Annotated in this window: 12 protein-coding genes; 4 read left to right on the top strand and 8 right to left on the bottom strand. The window is 75.1% G+C overall.

Going from position 1 to position 14873, the window contains the following annotated elements; all coding sequences use genetic code 11:
• Window positions 1-315 precede the first annotated feature (315 nt).
• A complete protein-coding gene (locus EF903_RS16170; protein ID WP_125543936.1) occupies window positions 316-942 on the bottom strand; it encodes a TetR/AcrR family transcriptional regulator in 627 nt (208 codons plus the stop codon).
• A gap of 96 nt (window positions 943-1038) precedes the next feature.
• On the opposite strand from EF903_RS16170, the gene EF903_RS16175 reads away from it, so the two are divergent.
• Entirely contained in the window at window positions 1039-2226 is a 1188-nt protein-coding gene (locus EF903_RS16175) for an FAD-dependent oxidoreductase (protein ID WP_125543937.1), read from the top strand.
• A gap of 79 nt (window positions 2227-2305) precedes the next feature.
• Window positions 2306-2776, top strand: coding sequence for a nitroreductase family deazaflavin-dependent oxidoreductase (locus EF903_RS16180; RefSeq protein ID WP_125543938.1), 471 nt, complete (start codon window positions 2306-2308; stop codon window positions 2774-2776).
• A gap of 40 nt (window positions 2777-2816) precedes the next feature.
• On the opposite strand, the gene EF903_RS16185 is transcribed toward EF903_RS16180, so the two are convergent.
• The 4 genes from EF903_RS16185 to EF903_RS16200 form a co-directional block, all read right to left on the bottom strand.
• Complete coding sequence (locus EF903_RS16185; protein WP_125543939.1) at window positions 2817-4439, bottom strand: NAD(P)/FAD-dependent oxidoreductase; 1623 nt, start codon at window positions 4437-4439, stop codon at window positions 2817-2819.
• Window positions 4436-6589, bottom strand: a complete 2154-nt coding sequence (locus EF903_RS16190) for a serine/threonine-protein kinase (protein WP_125543940.1) — start codon at window positions 6587-6589, stop codon at window positions 4436-4438. Before EF903_RS16190 ends, EF903_RS16185 begins: the two co-directional genes overlap by 4 nt.
• A 33-nt stretch (window positions 6590-6622) precedes the next feature.
• Complete coding sequence (locus EF903_RS16195) at window positions 6623-7504, bottom strand: oxygenase MpaB family protein (RefSeq protein WP_125543941.1); 882 nt, start codon at window positions 7502-7504, stop codon at window positions 6623-6625.
• A gap of 222 nt (window positions 7505-7726) precedes the next feature.
• A complete protein-coding gene (locus EF903_RS16200; protein WP_125543942.1) occupies window positions 7727-8152 on the bottom strand; it encodes a VOC family protein in 426 nt (141 codons plus the stop codon).
• 166 nt (window positions 8153-8318) lie between these two features.
• Between EF903_RS16200 and EF903_RS16205 the strand changes: the two genes are divergently transcribed.
• Window positions 8319-10706 carry an excinuclease ABC subunit UvrA gene (locus tag EF903_RS16205; protein ID WP_125543943.1) on the top strand — a complete coding sequence of 796 codons (2388 nt, stop codon included), beginning with the start codon at window positions 8319-8321 and terminating at the stop codon, window positions 10704-10706.
• A gap of 55 nt (window positions 10707-10761) precedes the next feature.
• Here EF903_RS16205 and EF903_RS16210 read toward each other — a convergent pair whose 3' ends face one another.
• The 3 genes from EF903_RS16210 to EF903_RS16220 all read right to left on the bottom strand — a co-directional run bounded on the left by EF903_RS16210 (window position 10762) and on the right by EF903_RS16220 (window position 13836).
• Complete coding sequence (locus tag EF903_RS16210) at window positions 10762-11952, bottom strand: acyl-CoA dehydrogenase family protein (RefSeq protein WP_125543944.1); 1191 nt, start codon at window positions 11950-11952, stop codon at window positions 10762-10764.
• Window positions 11953-12091: 139 nt separating this feature from the next.
• Window positions 12092-12931 carry a class II fructose-bisphosphate aldolase gene (locus tag EF903_RS16215; protein ID WP_125543945.1) on the bottom strand — a complete coding sequence of 280 codons (840 nt, stop codon included), beginning with the start codon at window positions 12929-12931 and terminating at the stop codon, window positions 12092-12094.
• The gene (locus EF903_RS16220) at window positions 12928-13836 is read right to left on the bottom strand and encodes an SIS domain-containing protein (RefSeq protein ID WP_125543946.1); all 909 of its coding nucleotides are present in this window, start codon (window positions 13834-13836) and stop codon (window positions 12928-12930) included. The genes EF903_RS16215 and EF903_RS16220 overlap by 4 nt, the downstream gene beginning before the upstream one ends.
• Window positions 13837-14056: 220 nt before the next feature.
• On the opposite strand from EF903_RS16220, the gene EF903_RS16225 reads away from it, so the two are divergent.
• The gene (locus EF903_RS16225; RefSeq protein WP_125543947.1) at window positions 14057-14854 is read left to right on the top strand and encodes a DeoR/GlpR family DNA-binding transcription regulator; all 798 of its coding nucleotides are present in this window, start codon (window positions 14057-14059) and stop codon (window positions 14852-14854) included.
• Window positions 14855-14873: the final 19 nt, after the last annotated feature.

The following is a 14873-nucleotide window of genomic DNA, read 5'->3' on the forward strand; positions in this document are numbered from 1 at the left end:
GGCAGGGCGCCGGGCCGGGGCCGGGCGCGGGATGCGGGCGCCGGGTGTCAGAGGCCGGCTGCCGGTGCCGCGGGGGGCGCGGCGGTACGGTCGCGCGCCGGAGCGCCCGCTGCGTGCGGGGCGCGGCGGGGCCGGTTCGGGCCGCCTGCGGGACGAGGACTCATGCGGTGTCCTGGGGGAACGGGTGGTCGCCCGATCGCCGGCCGGCCCACTGCTCTGTGGCCGGCGCCACGCGCCACGGACGCCATTAGAACGATCATCCGCCCGGATTGTCAACGTCCGGCGCCCCGCGGGAGCGCCCGCGGGCTCGGGGCGTCAGGCCAGCACGGCGTCGAGCATCCGGCGTGAGGCGTCGGCCAGTTCGGCGGGATCGGGTTCGGGTCGGGAGCGGGCGAGGGCGCCCGCGAGCCGGTCGTAGAGGAGCCCGTCCATCCAGGCGACCAGGAGTTCCGCGGCCTCCCGGGGCCGGGGTGCGCCGAGCGCCGCGAGGGCCTCTGCGGCCTTGGCGCGCGGCACCTCGCCGGCGCGGTGGAAGTCGGCCTCCAGCTCGGGGTTGCGGGCCGCCTCCAGGCTCAGCTCGAAACGGGCGAGCTGCCGGGCGCGCCCCTCGGTCAGCCACCGGTGGAGTGCGGCGGCCATGGCCGCGGCGACCGTCTCGCGGTCGGGGGCCGCGCCGAGGCCGTCCGCGCCGCCTGCGGCCGGGGAGGAGCGGTCGATGTCCTCGACGTCGAGTTCGGCGAGCCGCTGGTAGCAGGCGCCGATCAGGGCGGTCCGGGTGCGGAAGTAGTACGAGGTGCTGCCCGCGGGGAGGTCCGCGGCGGCGTCGACGGCGCGGTGGGTCAGCCCGCGCAGGCCGGCCGCGGCGACGAGGCCGATCGCGGTGTCCGCGATGAGGGTGCGGCGGTCGGTCCGGGCGGTGCTGCGGGCTGCGGGGCTGGACATGCCGCCACTCTACAGCTGTAGAGTGAAGGCCGTGCCTCTACGGATGTAGAGGGTGCGCCCAGTGGATCGAACCGTCGAGGAATCGGGAGGGACGCCATGTCCCAGCGTCATGCGGTCGTGGTGGGTGCGGGCATCGGCGGCCTCACGGCGGCCGTGGCCCTGCACCGCCGCGGCTGGCGGGTCACGGTCTGCGAGCGGGCCCCGGAGCCCCAGCCGGCCGGGGCCGGGATCGTCCTCGCGCCGAACGCCCTGCACGCGTTCGAGGCGATCGGCTTCGACGCGGGCACGGCCGCCGGCCGGGCGGTCCCGGCCGCGATGGGGCTGCGCCGCCGCGACGGCCGCTGGCTCAGCCGCGCCGACACGGCCGCCATCGCCGCCCGCTACGGCGTTCCGCCGCTCGCCGTCTTCCGCCCGTCCCTCGCCGCCGGCCTGACCGCCGCGCTCCCGGCGGGCACCGTCCGCCACGGGGCGGCCGTCGACTCCGTCGAGGACCCGGAGGGCTCCCCCGTCGTGCGCACCTCCGCGGGCGAGTTCGCCGCCGACGTCGTCCTCGCCGCCGACGGCATCCACAGCCCGACCCGCCGCCGCTTCTTCCCCGACCACCCCGGCCTGCGGTACAGCGGGGAGACCGCCTGGCGCACCGTCCTCCCGGCCTCCGGGACGGGCCTGCCAGAGGCGGCCGAGACCTGGGGCCGCGGCGAGCGCTTCGGCATCGTCCCGCTCGCCGACGGCCGCGTGTACGCCTACGCCACGGCCGTCGTCCCGGAGGGGTACCGTCCGGCCGACGTCCGCGCCGAGCTGCTGCGCCGCTACGGCACTTGGCACGACCCGATCCCGGCACTCCTGGAGCGGATCGATCCCGCGACCGTGCTCCAGCACGACCTGTACGACCTGGCCGCCCCGCTGCCCCGCCACCACCGCGGCCGCCTCGCCTGGCTCGGCGACGCCGCCCACGCCATGACGCCCAACCTCGGGCAGGGCGGCTGCCAGGCCGTCGAGGACGCCGTGGTCGTCGCGCACCTGCTCGACGGCGCCCGGACCCCGGCGGACGTGTCCGCCGCGCTGGCCGCCTACAGCGCCGCCCGGTGCGCCCGTACGGATGCCATCCGGGTCCGCGCCCACCGGGCGGGCCGGATGGCCGCCCTCCGGAACCCGCTGGCCGCGGCAGTGCGCGACCTCGCCGTACGGGCCGCGCCGGCCGGCCCCGCGCTGCGGGCGATGGACGGCCTCCTCGGCGGGTTCGCGCTGCCGCCCCTCCCCCGGCCGGTACCCGCCGAGGCATAACCGGAAGGCTCCCGCCGTTGACACCCCCGGGCAGCCACCGCCCGGCAGCGAGGAACCGACCGCGAAGGCAGGCAGGGACATGACGACCACCGGCATCGACTGGGACCACCCGAAGGACCCGCGCCCCGGCTGGCAGCTCGACCACGTCCGGCAGTACGTCGAGTCGGGCGGCACCGAGGGGCACCACTGGCGGGGGACGCAGACGCTCCTGCTGACCACGGTCGGCCGGATCTCGGGCAACGCGGTGCGGACCCCGCTCATCTACGGCGAGGCCGACGGCAGGTACCTCGTCGTCGCCTCCCGCGGCGGATCCGCCGAACACCCCCTGTGGTACCGGAACCTGACGGCCCACCCGGAGGTCCGCATCCAGGTCGGGCCGGAGGTGGTGCAGGGGACCGCCCGCACGGCGACCCCCGAGGAGCGGGCCGCGTACTGGCCCGTCATGGTCGGGCACTGGCCGGCGTACGAGGACTACCAGGCCCGGACGGAGCGCGAGATCCCGATCGTCGTGATCGAACCCGCGGGGCGGAAGCCCGCCGGCGGCGCCTGACCTGCGCCTGACCGGCATCGGACCCCCGGCGCGGCCGGTGTCAGCGGCCCAGGACCGCCATGGCCGCGTTGTGGCCGGGCACCCCGCTGACGCCGCCGCCGCGCACGGCACCCGCCCCGCACAGCAGGACGTTGGCGTACGGCGTCTCGACGCCCCACCGGCCGGCCGCGCCGGCGTCCCCGGCGGGGTCCCGGTAGGGCCAGGACAGGTCCCGGTGGAAGATGTGCCCGCCGGGCAGGCGCAGGTCGCGCTCCAGGTCGAGCGGCGTCTTGGCCTCGATGCAGGGGCGGCCGTCCGCGTCGAAGGCCAGGCAGTCGGTGATCGGTTCGGCGAGGTGCTCGTCCAACTGGGCGAGGGTGGCGGCCAGGAGCACCTCGCGGGTCCCCTGGTTGTCCCTCTCGAAGAGGCGCGCCGGGGTGTGCAGGCCGAACAGGGTGAGCGTCTGGCAGCCCTGCTCGACGAGCTCCGGGCCGAGGATCGACGGGTCGGTCAGCGAGTGGCAGTACACCTCCGACGGCGGGACCGAGGGGAGTTCCCCGGAGGCGGCCTCGGCGTGCGCCCGCGCCAGGTTCGCGTACCCCTCGGCGATGTGGAACGTCCCGGCGAACGCCTCCCTCGGGTCCGCGGAGGCGTCCCGGAGCCGGGGCAGCCGGCGCAGCAGCATGTTGACCTTCAGCTGGGCGCCTTCGGCGGCGGGTTTCGGGGCCTCCTCGCCGAGGAGTTCGGCCAGGGCCCGCGGGGAGGCGTTCACCAGGACGGTGCGGCCGGCAACCCGCCCCTCCCCGGTCGCGGTGCGGAAGACGACCTCGGCCGGGCCGCGGCCGTCGGTGTCGATGCGGAGCACCTCGTGCCCGGTCGCGATCTGCGCGCCGGCCGCCCGCGCGGCGCCGGCCAGGGCGTCGGTGAGCGCGCCCATGCCGCCGACGGGGACGTCCCAGTCACCCGTTCCCCCGCCGATCACGTGGTACAGGAAGCAGCGGTTCTGGGCCAGCGAGGCGTCGTGCGCGCCGGCGAAGGTGCCGATCAGGGCGTCGGTGAGGACGACCCCCCGGACCAGGTCGTCGTCGAAGCGGTCCTCCACCGCCCGCCCGATGGGCTCCTCGAACAGCATCCGCCAAGCCGCCTCGTCGCCGATGCGCTCCTTCAGCTCGGCCCGCGTCGGCAGCGGCTCGGTCAGCGTCGGGAAGACGCGCTCCGCGACGCGCCCGGTCGTCGCGTAGAACTCCCGCCAGGCCTCGTACGCGCGGTCCGAGCCGGTCAGGCGCCGGAAGGACGCCCGGGTGCGGTCCGCGTCGCCGCCGACGAACAGCCCGTCGGGGCGGCCGCCGCGCGCCTCGGCCTTGTACGGCGTGTACGAGGACACGGACCGCTTGCGGACGGCGAAGTCCAGCCCCAGGTCGCGGACGATCTTCCCGGGGAGGAGGGAGACGAGGTAGGAGTAGCGGGACAGCCGGGCGTCCACTCCGGCGAAGGGGCGCGTGGAGATCGCCGCCCCGCCGGTGCCGCCGAGGCGTTCCAGGATCAGCACGGAGCGGCCCGCGCGGGCCAGGTAGGCGGCGGCGACGAGGCCGTTGTGCCCGCCGCCCACGATCACGTCGTCGTACACGTCCCGGTATGGCTGCCGGGAGGAGCCCTGCCCGTCGGTCGCGCCCAAGGTCGTCATGGCTCTTGGTAACACACCTGCGCGAGCCGCTCCAGGCAGTACGCCTCATCGGCATGTGCCGCGACGGTGTCGGGGTGGGCGTCGCCCAGGGAGCGCTCGCGGATGCCCGCGAGGTCCCGGTAGACGGGCAGCGCCTCCTCCCAGCGGTCCAGCCGGCTGAGCGCGACGGCCAGTTCGCGCCGGCTGACCAGGGTGTCGGGGTGCTCGGGCCCGAGGGCGTCGGCCCGCGCGGCGGCGACCTGCCGGGCCTCGGCGGCCGCCTCCTCCCAGCGGCCGAGCCGGCCGAGGTTGACGCCGAGGACGTGCCGGGCGCGCAGCGTCTCCGGGTGGTCGGCCCCGTACGCCCGGGCACGGTCGCGGATCAGGCCCCGGAACAGGTCCAGGGCCTGGGCGGCGCGGCCGGTGCGGCCGAGGGCGATCCCGGTCTCGTACCGGGCCGCGAGGGTGTCGGGATGGTCGCGGCCGAGCACCCGTTCGCGTGCCGCGGCGACCTCCCGGAAGGCGTCGAGGGCGTCCTCCCAGCGGTCGAGGCGGCCCAGTGCGTACGCCGCCTCGTACCGGCTCAGCAGCGTGTCCGGATGCTCCGGCCCCAGGACGGCCGCCCGGTCGGCGGCGGCCGCGGCGGCGGTGCGGTGCGCCTCGGCGTGGCGGCCCAGCGCGCCGAGGGCGCAGGCCAGGTTGTGGCGGCAGCGCAGCGTGTCGGGGTGGAGCGGGCCGGCGCTGCGCTCCCGCGCGACGAGCACCGCCCGGTACAGGTCGTGCGCCTCCTGGTGGCGGCCCAGCCGGCCCAGCTCGTACGCGGCCTCCTGGCGGGCGGCGAGCGTGTCGGGGTGGTCGGCGCCGAGGGCGCGGGTGCGCCCGTGGGCGACGGCCTCGTAGGCGGCGAGGGCCTCCGCGGGGCGGCCGGCGCGGCTGAGGGCGAAGGCCCGGGCGTGGGCGGCGGCGAGCGCGGCGGCGCCCGGCGGCCCGGACGTGCCCCGGTCCGGGCCGTGCGGTCCGGTGCCGTACGCGACGGTGTCGTCCGGGGCGGCGGCGGGACGGGGAATGCCGTACGGCGCCGTCAGCCGGGGGTCCTCCGAGGGGGCGGGCCGCAGGATGGCCGCGCCGGCCGTGGCCCCGACGGCGGCGGACAGGCCGCCGCCGGGCGGGCGCGGGGCCGTCCAGGAGCCGGTGAGCACGGCCCACTCCCCGCTCGCCGGCCGGGCGTCGATGCCCGCCTTGCGGCCGGCGGTCATGCCGCGCGCCCAGCCGGGCAGGGGGGCGGGGCCGCCGGGCTGCGCCGGGCCGGGCCCGAGCCGGGCCTCCACGAGCCGCCGGTGCACGTCGCGGGCGTCGCCGGGCCGCTCGTCGGGGCACTTGGCGAGCAGGTCGAGGACCGCCCGCTCGAAGTACCCGGGCAGCTCCGGACGGTGCTCGCGCAGCGGCACCGGCGCGTTGTCGCGGTGCCCGACCAGCACCGACCAGGAGTCGCCCAGGTCGAACGGCGGGGCGCCGGTGGCGATCTCGTACAGGACGCAGCCGAGGGAGTACAGGTCGCTGCGGTGGTCGACCTCGCCGCCGGCGATCTGCTCCGGCGACATGTAGTGCGGGGTGCCCATCGCCATGCCGCCGCCGGTGAGCTTCGCCGTGAAGCCGATGTCGTGCGCGAGGCGGGCGATCCCGAAGTCGCAGATCTTCACCGTCCCGTCGGTGAGCCGCATGATGTTGGCCGGTTTCAGGTCCCGGTGGACGACGCCCTGGTCGTGCGTGTAGCCGAGGGCCGCGGCCAACTGCTCGGCGATGTCCACGACCACGTCCACGGGCAGCGGCCGCGCCTCGTTCTCCTCCATCAGCTGGCTGAGGTTGCGGCCGTCGAGGAGCTCCATGACCAGGTACAGGGGCCCGCCCGCCGCGCTGTCGTCGCCGAAGTCGTGGACGACGGTGACCCCGCGGTGCTGGAGCGAGGCGGCGACGCGGGCCTCGCGGCGGAAGCGCTCGCGCAGTACCTGGGTGAAGTGGTTGTCCTGCTGTCCGCCGAGCGGTTTGAGGCATTTGACGGCGACGTGCCGGCCGAGGGACTCGTCACGGGCCCGCCACACCTCGCCCATGCCGCCGCGCCCGATCAGATCGAGCGACCGGTACCGGCCCTGGATCAGTCTGGACTCCGCCATGTCTTGAAGCCGCCCCCGTTGTCGTGCTGTGTCCTACGCCCTCCCCGGCCGGTCCAGTATGGACGCTGGTGTACGCAGTGTGTACGCCGAGGGACGGCTCCCGGGGCCCATGCGGCGCATCGCTTTCAAGATGTGACCTGGAGGCAGCCGCCAGCGCAGACCTGCGGGAATGCTGCGCAGCAGGGTACCGGTGAGGCGCAGGCGCCGGGTCACCGTGCGCGGGGCGGGCGCGGGCCTGCCGTACAGCCCGTGCGCCCACGGCGGGAGCGATCCGTAGGCCAGGTCGGCAACCGGCCGCCACAGCAGGTTTCGGCCAGGCGCGAGGAGCGGGGGGACGGGCGGGGCGCGCAGGAACTCGTCGACGGCGCGGGCGTCCGCGCCGGCGGCGAGCCGCGGCCGGACCTCCTCGAAGTAGGCGGCCAGCGCCGCCGTGTCGGCGGGCACGCGGGCGGGGTCGAGGCCGACGAGGCGGGCGCCGGCCCGGTTCTCGTCGACGTACCGGTCCGCCTGGGCGGGGGTGAGGCGGACGCCGGAGCGGCGGAGCACGTGCAGGAAGCTGTCGATCTGCGCGCAGTGCACCCACAGCAGCAGGTCGCGGTCGTCGACGGGGTACCGCTCCCCGGTGGCCGGGTCGGTCGCGGTGAGCGCGCGGTGGATCCGGCGGACGCGGGCGCCGGCGCGTTCGGCGCCGGCGGTGGTGCCGTAGGTGACGGTGCCGACGAAGTCCGCGGTGCGCAGCAGCCTGCCCCAGGCGTCGCGCCGGAAGTCGGAGTTCTCCATGACGGCGCGGACGGCGCGGGGGTGCAGGGCCTGGAGGTAGAGGGCGCGGACTCCGGCGATCCACATCACCGGGTCGCCGTGGCAGTGCCAGGTGACGGATCCGGGTCCGAACAGCCCGGGGTCGGCCCCGCCCATCGCACGCCTCCCCCGATCGCGCCGGTCCGGCCGCGCGGGACGGCCCGGAGGGGCGGGAAGAGCCCGCCCGCTTCTCGCGGAACCCGATTGTGCGGTGCGCGGCACGGGGTCCGCTTCTCCGCATCCTCGCAATGAGCTCTTCCCGCACTTTCATGGAAGCACTCCGCGGCGCGCTCCGCCAGCGTCCGCGGCCCGCAGGGGGGTTGCGGGCCGCCGCGGGGATCAGGCCTTCGAGGTGCCGAGCGGCTGCGTGAAGCGCAGGACGTTGCCGGCGGGGTCGCGGAAGGCGCAGTCGCGGACGCCGTAGTGCTGGTCCGTGGGCTCCTGGACGACCTCGCCGCCCGCCGCGCGGATCCGCTCGAAGACGGCGTCGCAGTCCCGCGTCGCGAAGACGACGCCGCGCAGCAGGCCCTTCGCCATCAGGTCGGCGACGGCCTGCCGGTCGGCCGGGGAGGCCTGCGGGTCGGCGAGGGGCGGTTCCAGGACGATGGCGACGTCCGGCTGCGCGGGCGACCCGACGGTCACCCAGCGCATGTCCTGGTAGCCGACGTCGCCGCGCACCTCCAGACCGAGGACGTCCCGGTAGAAGGGGACCGCCTTGTCGTGGTCGTCGACGGCGATGAAGGTCTGGGAGAGCGTGATGTCCATGCGGCCCACGCTAAGGCCGGGGGGCCGAGCCCGCCGGGTGGCGGCACCCGGGGCGCAACGTTTCGGCGGGCGGCGGCGCGGGGGCTGCCCGAAGCTGGTTGGATCGGACCGGGCGACACGCGAAGGAGCCGCAAGGGCGGCTCGGCCCACGGACGGAGCAGTGAGAATGGCCAGGAAGTCGGACCCGCGGTCGCCTGAGCCGCACACCGCGGACAGCCACGACCTCATCCGCGTCCACGGAGCGCGGGAGAACAACCTCAAGGACGTCAGCATCGAGATCCCGAAGCGCCGGCTGACGGTGTTCACCGGCGTCTCCGGATCGGGCAAGAGCTCCCTGGTCTTCGACACCATCGCCGCGGAGTCGCAGCGGCTGATCAACGAGACGTACAGCGCGTTCCTGCAGGGCTTCATGCCGAACCTGGCCCGGCCGGACGTCGACGTCCTGGACGGGCTGACGACCGCGATCTCCGTGGACCAGCAGCGGATGGGCGGCGACCCGCGCTCCACGGTCGGCACGGCCACCGACGCGAACGCGATGCTGCGCATCCTCTTCAGCCGCCTGGGCAAGCCGCACATCGGCCCCCCTGCCGCGTACTCCTTCAACGTGGCGTCGGTGTCGGCGAGCGGCGGGTTCACGGTCGACCGCGGCGCCGACAAGACCCGTACCGAGAAGGTGAGCTTCAGCCGCACCGGCGGCATGTGCACGCACTGCGAGGGCCGCGGCCGGGTCTCCGACATCGACCTGGCCCAGCTGTACGACGACTCCAAGTCGCTCTCCGAGGACCCGTTCACCATCCCCACCTACACGGGCGGCGGCTGGGTGGTGCGGGTCATCGCCGAGTCGGGGTTCTTCGACCCGGAGAAGCCGATCCGCGCGTACACGAAGAAGGAGCGGCACGACTTCCTGTACCGCGAGCCGACGAAGGTGAAGGTCAACGGGATCAACCTCACCTACGAGGGGCTGATCCCGAAGCTGCAGAAGACGTTCCTGTCGAAGGACCGGGAGTCGATGCAGCCGCACATCCGGGCGTTCGTCGACCGGGCGGTCACCTTCGCCGACTGCCCCGACTGCGGCGGCACCCGGCTCAGCGAAGCGGCCCGCTCCTCGCGGATCGGGAAGGTCAACATCGCCGACGCGTGTGCGATGGAGATCCGCGACCTGGCCGAGTGGGTCCGCGGGCTGGACGAGCCGTCGGTGGCCCCGCTGCTCGGCAAGCTCCGGCACACCCTCGACTCGTTCGTGGAGATCGGCCTCGGCTACCTCTCCCTCGACAGGGCCGCGGGGACGCTGTCGGGCGGCGAGGCGCAGCGCACCAAGATGATCCGGCACCTCGGCTCATCCCTCACGGACGTCACGTACGTCTTCGACGAGCCGACCACCGGCCTGCACCCGCACGACATCGAGCGCATGAACGGCCTGCTGCTGCGGCTGCGGGACAAGGGCAACACGGTGCTGGTGGTGGAGCACAAGCCGGAGGCGATCGCGATCGCGGACCACGTCGTGGACCTCGGGCCGGGCGCGGGCTCGGCGGGCGGCACCGTGTGCTTCGAGGGCACCGTCGAGGGGCTGCGCGGCAGCGGCACCGTCACCGGCCGCCACCTCGACGACCGGGCCGTGCTCAAGGACGCGGTGCGCAAGCCGACCGGTGTGCTGGAGATCCGGGGGGCGGGCGCCAACAACCTGAAGGACGTGGACGTCGACATCCCGCTCGGGGTGCTCTGCGTGGTCACCGGGGTCGCGGGGTCGGGCAAGAGCTCGCTGATCCACGGCTCCATCCCGGCGCCGGAGGGCGTGGTCTCGGTGGACCAGGCCCCGATCCGCGGCTCGCGCCGCAGCAACCCGGCGACGTACACAGGGCTGCTCGACCCGATCCGGAAGGCGTTCGCGAAGGCCAACGGCGTCAAGCCCGCCCTGTTCAGCGCCAACTCGGAGGGTGCCTGCCCCACCTGCAACGGGGCGGGCGTCATCTACACCGATCTGGCGATCATGCAGAGCGTCGCCACGACCTGCGAGGACTGCGAGGGCAGGCGGTTCGACGCCTCGGTGCTGGAGTACCGGTTCGGCGGCCGCGACATCAGCGAGGTCCTCGCGATGTCGGTGACGGAGGCCGAGGAGTTCTTCGGCGCCGGCGAGGCGCGGACGCCGGCGGCGCACAGGATCCTCGAACGGCTCGTCGACGTCGGACTCGGCTACGTCAGCCTGGGCCAGCCGCTCACCACGCTGTCGGGCGGCGAGCGGCAGCGGCTCAAGCTGGCCACGCACATGGGTGAGAAGGGCGGCGTGTACGTCCTCGACGAGCCGACGACCGGCCTGCACCTCGCGGACGTGGAGCAGCTGCTCGGCCTCCTCGACCGGCTCGTCGACTCCGGGAAGTCGGTGATCGTCATCGAGCACCACCAGGCCGTCATGGCACACGCCGACTGGCTCATCGACCTCGGCCCGGGCGCCGGCCACGACGGCGGCAGGATCGTCTTCGAGGGCACGCCCGCCGACCTCGTCGCCGCCCGCTCCACCCTCACCGGCGAACACCTGGCCCAGTACGTCGGCGCCTGACCGCGCCTTGGCCCCCGCCTCCCGGGGCGGGGGCCAGGGGCTCCGGCCGGGCTGCTCAGCGGCGGACCCGTGGCATGCCCAGGCCGATCCACGCGATGATCTCGCGCTGGATCTCGTTGTTGCCGCCGCCGAAGGTGAAGACGACGGCGCTGCGGTAGCCGCGTTCCAGTTCGCCGTGCAGGACCGCGCCCGCCGACCCCTCCTTCAGCGGGCCGGCCGCGGCGACCACCTCCATCAGCCAGGCGTACGCGTCCCGGCGCGCCTCGGACCCGTACACCTTGACGGCGGAGGCGTCCTGCGGAGTGAGGACGCCGTCCTGGACGGCGCTGACCATCTGCCAGTTCATCAGCTTCATCGCGTCCAGCCGGACGTGGGTGCGGGCGAGCCTGGACCGCACCCACGGCAGGTCGATGACGCGGCGCCCGTCGGCGAGCTTCGTGCCGGCCGCCCACCGCTGGACGTCGTGCAGGGCCCGGATGGCCATGGTGCCGTGGGCGGCGAGGGTGACGCGCTCGTGGTTGAGCTGGTTGGTGATCAGCCGCCAGCCCTCGTTCTCCCGGCCGACGCGGCGGCTCGCGGGGACGCGTACGTCCTCGTAGTGGCTCGCCGTGGTGTCGTGCGAGGCGAGGGTGGTGATGAGGGTGCAGGAGTAGCCGGGGTCGGAGGTCGGCACCAGCAGCAGGGTGATGCCCTTGTGCGGCGGGGCCGCGGGATCGGTGCGCACCGCCAGCCAGACCCAGTCGGCGGTGTCGCCGTTGGTGGTCCAGATCTTCTGCCCGTTGACGACGTACGTGCCGGTCTCCTCGTCCCCCTCGCGGACCGCCCGGCACTTGAGGGCGGCGAGGTCGGTGCCGGCGTCCGGCTCGCTGTAGCCGATGGCGAAGTCGATCTCGCCGGAGAGGATCCTGGGCAGGAAGCAGGCCTTCTGCTCGTCGGTGCCGAACCGCATGAGGGTCGGCCCGACCGTGTTGAGCGCCATGAGCGGCAGCGGTACGGAGGCCTGCGCGGCCTCGTCGAAGAAGATGAACTGCTCCACCGCCGACAGGCCGCGCCCCCCGTACTCGACGGGCCAGCCGACCCCGAGCCATCCGTCGGCGCCGAGGCGGCGGATCGTCTTCCGGTAGAAGCGCTTCTGGGCGGCGGGGTCCGTGTGGCGGGCGCGTTCGTCCTGCGGCACCAGCTCGGCGAAGTAGGCGCGCAGCTCGGTGCGCAACTGCTGCTGCTCGGGCGTGTATTCGAGGTGCACGGGCCCTCCGGGGGTGTGGTGGCGCGGGCGCGGTCGCGTTCGGGGGCTTGCGAGTGGGGGGCAGGGTAGAACGCGTTCCACCAATCCGGAAGGGCGGCCGTACGGGCGGGGCTGCCCGCACGGCCCGGCGCCGGGGCGCTCAGCGCGCCAGTGCCCCCAGGAGGGCCACGGCCGTCGCCGCCATCGCCGCCCGGGCGGCCGTCAGGTACGGGCGGGGATCCGCCGGGGTCAGGTGAGCGCGGATGGCGTCGGTCATCGCCACGTTCAGCGCCGTGCCGATGTTGACCTTCCGGATGCCGCCCGCGACGGCGGCCGCCAGTTCCGCGTCCGGCAGCCCCGAGGAGCCGTGGAGCACCAGCGGCACGTCCACGGCCTTCGCCAGCCTCGCCAGCAGCGCGTGGTCCAGGGACGCGGTGCGGCTCGTCATCGCGTGGCTCGTGCCGACCGCCACGGCCAGGGCGTCCACCCCCGAGTCGGCCACGAACCGCCGGGCCTCCTCCGGATCCGTACGCGCCCCCGGAGCGTGCGGGTCGAGGGGAGCGGCGCCGCCCTTCCCTCCGACCTCGCCCAGCTCCGCCTCGATCCACAGCCCGTTGGCGTGCGCCCACTCGGCCGCCGCGCGCGTCGCCTCCAGGTTCTCCGCGTACGGCAGCCGGGCCGCGTCGAACATCACCGACCCGAAGCCGGCGTCCGCCGCCCGCCGCAGCAGCTCGGGACTCTGCACGTGGTCCAGGTGCAGGCCCACCGGCACCCCTGCCGCCTCCGCACAGGCGGCGGCGGCCCGCGAGATGGGCAGCAGCGCCCCGCCGCGGAACTTCACCGCGTTCTCGCTGAGCTGGAGGATCACCGGCAGGCCCGCCTGCTCCGCGCCCGCGACGACGGCCTCGGCGTGCTCCAGGGTGATGATGTTGAACGCCGCGACGGCCCGGCCCCCGGCGGCCGCCTCCGCAACCAGCGCACCTGCGGGGACGAGGCTCATCGGACGGCCTCCTCGCCCGCCGTGAGGACCACCGAGCGCGTCAGGTTCCGCGGCCGGTCCGGATCCAGCTCCCGGTCGGCGGCCACGGCCACCGCCAGCCGGTGGACGCGCACCAGCTCGGCGAGCGGGTCCAGCCGGCCCTCCACCCACCGGCCGCCCGCGGCCTCCACCTGCGCGGACAGCCCGTCCGGCGCCCCGCCGAGGGACCAGGTGACCGTCCCGGGGCCGGTGATGCTGATCGGGCCGTGCCGGTACTCCATCGCCGGATAGGACTCCGCCCACGACAGCGACGCCTCGCGCATCTTCAGCGCCGCCTCGTGCGCCAGACCCACGCCCCAGCCGCGGCCGAGGAACGTGAACTGGCGGTGCAGCGCGATCCGTTCGGGCAGCGCCTCGGCGAGCGCCGTCCGCGCGTCCGCGACAGCGGCGGCGGTGTGGCGGCCGACGTGGGCGCGCAGGAGCGTCAGGGCGGTCGTCGCGAACCGGGTCTGGACGACGGACCGCTCGTCCGCGAAGTCCAGGACGACCAGGTCGCCTGCGAGCGCCATCACGGGCGTCGCGGGATCCCCGACCACCGCGGTCGTCGCCACCCCCGCGTCGCGCAGGCCGGCCAGCAGCTCCAGGACCTCGGTCGTGGTGCCCGACCGTGTCACGGCCACCACCCTGTCGTAGCGGCGGTGCAGCGGGAACTCGGACGCCGGGAACGCGTCCGTCTCGCCCTGCCCGGCCTCCTCGCGCAGGGCGGCCGCGGCCTGCGCCATGTAGTACGAGGTCCCGCAGCCCACGATCGCGGCCCGCTCCCCCGGCTGCGGCAGCACCGCCCGCCGCGCGGGCGCCAGTTCGGCGGCCCGCTCCCAGCACTCGGGCTGCGTGCCCAGTTCGTACGCGACGTGACTCTGGCTCATGGCGGCTCCCTGGCCGGACTGATGCGGGTCGGGTGGGCGTGGCACGTGATGTCGAGTGATGCGCTTTCCTGCAAGGTATCGGGCGCTTTCACGCAACTTCAAGCATCCTCGGGCCCGGGGCGCCTGGGTTAATGTCGGCGCACGGGCCGCGGCGCAAGCGCGCCGCCGGCCGGAGCACCGGGCACACCGGGAACACCGAGGGGGCGGACGCGTGGGATCCATGACCCGCAAGGAGCGCTGGCAAACGCTGCTGGACCTGCTGGTCGAACGGGGAGAGATCGAGGTCGAGCCCGCTGCGGAGACGCTCGGCGTCTCCGCGGCGACCGTCCGCCGCGACCTCGACCTGCTGGCCGAACAGCAGCTCCTGGTCCGCACGCGGGGCGGCGCGGTCGTGCACGGGGTGTCGTACGAACTCCCCCTGCGCTACCGCACGTCCCGCCGGGCCGCGGAGAAGCGCCGCATCAGCGAGGCCGTCGCAGCCCTGATCACCCCCGGCGAGGTGATCGGCCTGACGGGCGGCACGACCACCACCGAGGTGGCCCGCGCCCTGGCCGCCCGCCCGGACCTCGCCCGTGCGGGCGCCGAGGGCGCCGGCACGCCCGCCCTCACGGTGGTGACGAACGCCCTCAACATCGCGGGCGAGCTGGTCATCCGCCCCCAGTTCAAGATCGTCCTGACGGGCGGGGTCGCCCGCGCCCAGTCGTACGAGCTGACGGGCCCGCTGGCGCAGCAGGTCCTCGGCCAGCTGTCCGTGGACACGGCGATCGTCGGCGTCGACGCCTTCGACCCGGCCGACGGCGCGGCGACCCGCCACGAGGACGAGGCCGCGATGAACCGCCTCCTGTGCGACCGCGCCCGCCGCGTGGTCGTCGCAGCGGACTCCAGCAAGCTGGGCGTCCGCGCCTTCGCCCGCATCTGCCCGACGTCCACGGTGGACACCCTGATCACGGACACGGCCCTCCCCGACGAGGTGGCGGAACACTTCGAGGCGGCAGGGGTGGCGGTGCGGCGGGTGTGAGGAAGCCGGAGCCGCTGGG

Source organism: Streptomyces sp. WAC05292, from assembly GCF_003949955.1.
In the GTDB taxonomy this organism is placed as follows: domain Bacteria; phylum Actinomycetota; class Actinomycetes; order Streptomycetales; family Streptomycetaceae; genus Streptomyces; species Streptomyces globosus.

Excerpts from the sequence above, each read along its gene's own strand:
- EF903_RS16170 (WP_125543936.1), bottom strand. The coding sequence starts at position 942 with ATGTCCAGCCCCGCAGCCCGCAGCACCGCCCGGACCGACCGCCGCACC.
- EF903_RS16175 (WP_125543937.1), top strand. The coding sequence starts at position 1,039 with ATGTCCCAGCGTCATGCGGTCGTGGTGGGTGCGGGCATCGGCGGCCTC.
- EF903_RS16180 (WP_125543938.1), top strand. The coding sequence starts at position 2,306 with ATGACGACCACCGGCATCGACTGGGACCACCCGAAGGACCCGCGCCCC.
- EF903_RS16185 (WP_125543939.1), bottom strand. The coding sequence starts at position 4,439 with ATGACGACCTTGGGCGCGACCGACGGGCAGGGCTCCTCCCGGCAGCCA.
- EF903_RS16190 (WP_125543940.1), bottom strand. The coding sequence starts at position 6,589 with ATGGCGGAGTCCAGACTGATCCAGGGCCGGTACCGGTCGCTCGATCTG.
- EF903_RS16195 (WP_125543941.1), bottom strand. The coding sequence starts at position 7,504 with ATGGGCGGGGCCGACCCCGGGCTGTTCGGACCCGGATCCGTCACCTGG.
- EF903_RS16200 (WP_125543942.1), bottom strand. The coding sequence starts at position 8,152 with ATGGACATCACGCTCTCCCAGACCTTCATCGCCGTCGACGACCACGAC.
- EF903_RS16205 (WP_125543943.1), top strand. The coding sequence starts at position 8,319 with ATGGCCAGGAAGTCGGACCCGCGGTCGCCTGAGCCGCACACCGCGGAC.
- EF903_RS16215 (WP_125543945.1), bottom strand. The coding sequence starts at position 12,931 with ATGAGCCTCGTCCCCGCAGGTGCGCTGGTTGCGGAGGCGGCCGCCGGG.
- EF903_RS16220 (WP_125543946.1), bottom strand. The coding sequence starts at position 13,836 with ATGAGCCAGAGTCACGTCGCGTACGAACTGGGCACGCAGCCCGAGTGC.
- EF903_RS16225 (WP_125543947.1), top strand. The coding sequence starts at position 14,057 with ATGACCCGCAAGGAGCGCTGGCAAACGCTGCTGGACCTGCTGGTCGAA.